The following is a 3832-nucleotide window of genomic DNA, read 5'->3' as shown; positions in this document are numbered from 1 at the left end:
GACGACGTGGAGATCGGGGCCGGCGGCATCCTCGCGGCCCACCGGGCGGCCGGTGACACCGTCGTCGTCCTCACGCTGTCCCGGGGGGCGCGGGGCGGGGCGGCGCGGTCAGAGCGGGTCGAACTCCGTCACCCGGGTCCGCCAGTACTCCGCGCCGTCGCGGGTGCGGGTCACCAGTCCGGCCTCGACCAGCTCGCGCCGCAGACCGACCGGGTCCCGGGCGAGGTCCGCCAGCCGGTCGGTCAGCGCGCGCTCGCCCACCGGCTCCTCGAGCGGCAGCACGCCCTGCGCCACCCAGCGGAGCACGAGGTCGCGGTCGGCGCGGCGGCGCGGGAGGTGCTCCAGCCGCCCCCGCACGAGGAACCGCCGGGGGTCCGCGGGGCGCCCGCCCGCCGGCGCGTCGTCGTGTGCCATGCCGGCAGCGTAGGCAGCGAGCAGCCCCGGTCCCCACCCGATTGTCGCCGGCCGACCCGACCGATCGGGCGGGCGCGCGACGATCGGGTGGGCACGACGCGCGTGCGCGGTGGCGCGCGCGGGGCCGGCCGGTGATCCTGTCCCCGGGCGGCGCGGCACCGACGACCGGTGCACCCGGGACCGCGCGCCCGGGCGGGTGGGAACCCGGCCGGGGGCCGGGGCGTTCGACCCGGGTACCGACGACGAGAGGTGACGACCATGGGCTTCCTGGACCGCCTGCTGGGCCGCGAGCCCCGCCGGCCGCAGCCGTACGCCCCGTACCCCGCCGACCCGCGCCCGGCCGACCCGCGCCCCGCCGACCCGGACCAGGTCGCGATCGAGCGGTACCGGTACCTGCTGCGCACCGCACCGCCGGACGCGATCGAGCAGGCGCACGCCGAGGCGTTCGCCCGGCTCACGCCCGAGCAGCGCCGGCAGGTGCTGGACGGCCTCGCCGCGGAGGTCCCGCCCGGCGAGCGCGCCGCCGACGACGACCCGCGCTCGCTCGCCCGGATGGCGACGCGCGCCGAGCTGCGGCAGCCCGGGACCCTGGAGCGGTCGTTCGGGCGGGGGACGGGTGGCGTCGGGATGGGCGGCGGCATGGGGATGGGCGGGATGATCGCCGGCTCCCTGCTCGCCAGCGTGGCCGGGGCGTTCGTCGGCACGGCGATCGCCGACAGCCTGTTCGACCTGTCCGACTCGGGCGACGCCGCCGACGCCGCCGACCCAGGCGCGGACGCCGGCACCGAGGCCGACGCCGGCGGGTACGACGGCGGCGACGTCTCCGCGGACGGCGGCGGCTGGGGCGGCGACGGCGGGGGCTGGGGCGACTTCGGCGGCGGCGACTTCGGGGGCGGCGACTTCGGCGGCGGCGACTTCTAGGCGGCGCCCCGGCCGCCGGCGCGACGGCCCCCGCACCCCGTGACCCTCACCCGGCGGGGATGACTCCCCCGGTTCCCGGGCGCGACCTGCGCCCGGACGCCCTACGGTGGCGCACATGGCACCCGGCGGGGGTCGCACCGCCCGGCGCATGACCGTCACGAGGGCGGTCGCGCTGGTGCTGGCGTTCGTCCTCACGGCGGTGCTCGGTGGCCTGCTGACCGCGGGCCTGGTGCTGCCGACGGTCGCCGTCGCGGACGGCACGACGGACCTCGCGGTCGAGGCGTTCCAGGACCTGCCGACGGAGCTCGAGCGGCAGCCCCTGTCCGAGCGGTCGACGGTCCTCGCGGCGGACGGCACCACCGTGCTGGCGACGTTCTGGGCGGAGAACCGGGTGGTCGTGCCGCTGGCCGCGGTCGCCGAGCCGCTGCGGCAGGCGGTCGTCGCGATCGAGGACAAGCGGTTCTACCGGCACGGGGGCATCGACCCCGAGGGCATGGTCCGGGCTCTGGTGCGCAACCTGCAGTCCTCCGGCCGCACCGAGGGCGCCTCCACGCTGACCCAGCAGTACATCAAGAACGTCCTGATCGAGCAGGCGGTGCGCGCCGGCGACCCGGCCGGCGCGGCGGCGGCGCGCGAGGCCGACGGGCCGGAGGGCTACGCGCGCAAGCTCCGGGAGGCGAAGCTCGCGATCGCGCTCGAGAAGGAGATGACCAAGGACCAGATCCTCGAGGCGTACCTGAACATCGCCCAGTTCGGCGTGAACACCTACGGGGTCGAGGCGGCCGCGCAGCGCTACTTCAGCAAGCCCGCGTCGCAGGTGTCGTACCTGGAGGCGGCGACGATCGCCGGGATCACCCAGAGCCCGACCGCCTACGACCCGGTGCGCAACCCCGGGACGGCCCAGGAGCGTCGCGACCTCGTGCTGCGGCTGATGCACGAGCAGGGCTACCTCGGCGCCGACGAGCTCGCGGCGGGCCTGGCGACACCGATCGCCGACACCCTGCACGTCGACACCCGGCCGGTCGGCTGCATGGCGGCGGAGGTGACGGTGCCGGGTTCCGGCTACTTCTGCGACTACGTGACCAAGGTGATCCGGAACGACCCCGCGTTCGGCGCGACCGAGGCGGAGCGCGTCGACCGGCTGTACCGCGGCGGGCTGACCATCACGACCACGCTGGACCCGCGGGAGCAGGCGCTCGCCGCCGACGCCGTGCAGGGCGGCGTGCCGGCCGACGACCCGTCCGGCGTCGCGACCGCGCTGGTCACGGTCGAGCCCGGGACCGGGAAGATCACCTCGATGGCGCAGAACCGCCGGTACAACAACACCGAGGAGCACGGGGAGCGCGAGACCGCCGTCAACTACAGCACCGACTTCGCGTACGGCGGCGGCAGCGGCTTCCCGCCGGGGTCGACGTTCAAGCCGTTCACGCTGGCCCAGTGGCTCAAGGAGGGGCACAGCCTGTCCGAGCGGGTGAACGCGACCCGGTTCTCCTACCGGTTCAGCGAGTTCCGCACGTCCTGCACCCGCCTGGACCCGCGCACGGAGTACCGGTTCGCCAACGCCGAGGGGCCGCGGTCCGGCGGGGTGATGACGGTGCTCGACGCGACCCGGAACTCGGTGAACTCGGGCTACATCGCCATGGCGTCCCAGATCGACATCTGCGGGGTGTTCGACACCGCCACCGCGCTCGGCATCCACAAGGCGGGCGGTTCCTCCGGGGAGGGCCCCTTCGACCCGCTGCCGGCGAACGTGCTCGGCTCGAACTCGGTGTCCCCGCTGTCGATGGCGGCCGCGTTCGCCGCGTTCGCGAACGGCGGCACGTACTGCGTCCCGGTGGCGATCCTGTCCGTCACCGACACCGACGGGCAGGCGCTGCCGGTGCCGCCCGGCGGCTGCACGCCGGCGGCGCTGGAGCCGCGGGTCGCCAACGCCGTCACCTACGCGCTGCAGAACGTGTGGAGCGGCACCGCCGCCACCGACCCGCCTCCGTTCCCGTCCGCCGGCAAGACCGGCACGACGTCGCACAACGAGCACACGTGGTTCGTCGGCTACACCCCGCTGCGGGCGACCGCCGTGTGGGTCGGGTTCGCCGACCGGATGGTCCCGATGCAGCGGATCACCATCAACGGGCGGTACATCCGGAACGTGTTCGGGTCGTCGGTGGCCGTGCCGATCTGGAAGTCCTTCATGACCCGCGCGCTGGAGGGCCGGGCGGTGCCCGGGTTCGCGCCGCCCGCGCAGGACGAGGTGCTGGGCCGGCAGGTCGCGGTGCCCCGGGTCGTGGGGCGGGACCTGGGTCCCGCGCAGGCGGCGCTGCAGCGGGCGGGGTTCCGGGTGTCCGTGGGGCCGGCGGCGCCGGACCCGGCGGCTGCGGGGACGGTGCTGCGGCAGAGCCCGTCCGGGACGGCGACGGTCGGGTCGACGGTCACGCTCGTGCCCTCCGCCGGCCCCGCCCCGGCACCCCCGCCGGCCGCGCCGCCGGCGGGGGTGCCGGGG

Annotated in this window: 3 protein-coding genes; 2 read left to right on the top strand and 1 reads right to left on the bottom strand. The window is 76.4% G+C overall.

Annotation, left to right across the window (positions count from 1 at the left end):
- Nucleotides 1-108 precede the first annotated feature (108 nt).
- Nucleotides 109-414 carry a DUF2087 domain-containing protein gene (locus tag MHY85_RS20455; protein WP_239200181.1) on the bottom strand — a complete coding sequence of 102 codons (306 nt, stop codon included), beginning with the start codon at nucleotides 412-414 and terminating at the stop codon, nucleotides 109-111.
- A gap of 258 nt (nucleotides 415-672) precedes the next feature.
- Here MHY85_RS20455 and MHY85_RS20450 point away from each other — a divergent pair, with 258 nt between their 5' ends.
- Together MHY85_RS20450 and MHY85_RS20445 are read left to right on the top strand one after the other, a co-directional pair.
- The gene (locus MHY85_RS20450; RefSeq protein WP_239200184.1) at nucleotides 673-1335 is read left to right on the top strand and encodes a hypothetical protein; all 663 of its coding nucleotides are present in this window, start codon (nucleotides 673-675) and stop codon (nucleotides 1333-1335) included.
- A gap of 148 nt (nucleotides 1336-1483) precedes the next feature.
- The coding region (locus MHY85_RS20445; protein ID WP_239200178.1) for a transglycosylase domain-containing protein at nucleotides 1484-3832 on the top strand (2349 nt) is incomplete at its 3' end.

This window comes from Cellulomonas sp. ACRRI (assembly GCF_022346185.1).
Classification (GTDB): Bacteria; Actinomycetota; Actinomycetes; order Actinomycetales; family Cellulomonadaceae; genus Cellulomonas.
The sequence above is the reverse complement of the archived record's forward strand: the minus strand, read 5'-3'. Positions and strand labels throughout refer to the sequence as shown.

Coding starts and splice junctions, on each gene's coding strand:
- MHY85_RS20455 (WP_239200181.1), bottom strand. CDS start 414: ATGGCACACGACGACGCGCCGGCGGGCGGGCGCCCCGCGGACCCCCGG.
- MHY85_RS20450 (WP_239200184.1), top strand. CDS start 673: ATGGGCTTCCTGGACCGCCTGCTGGGCCGCGAGCCCCGCCGGCCGCAG.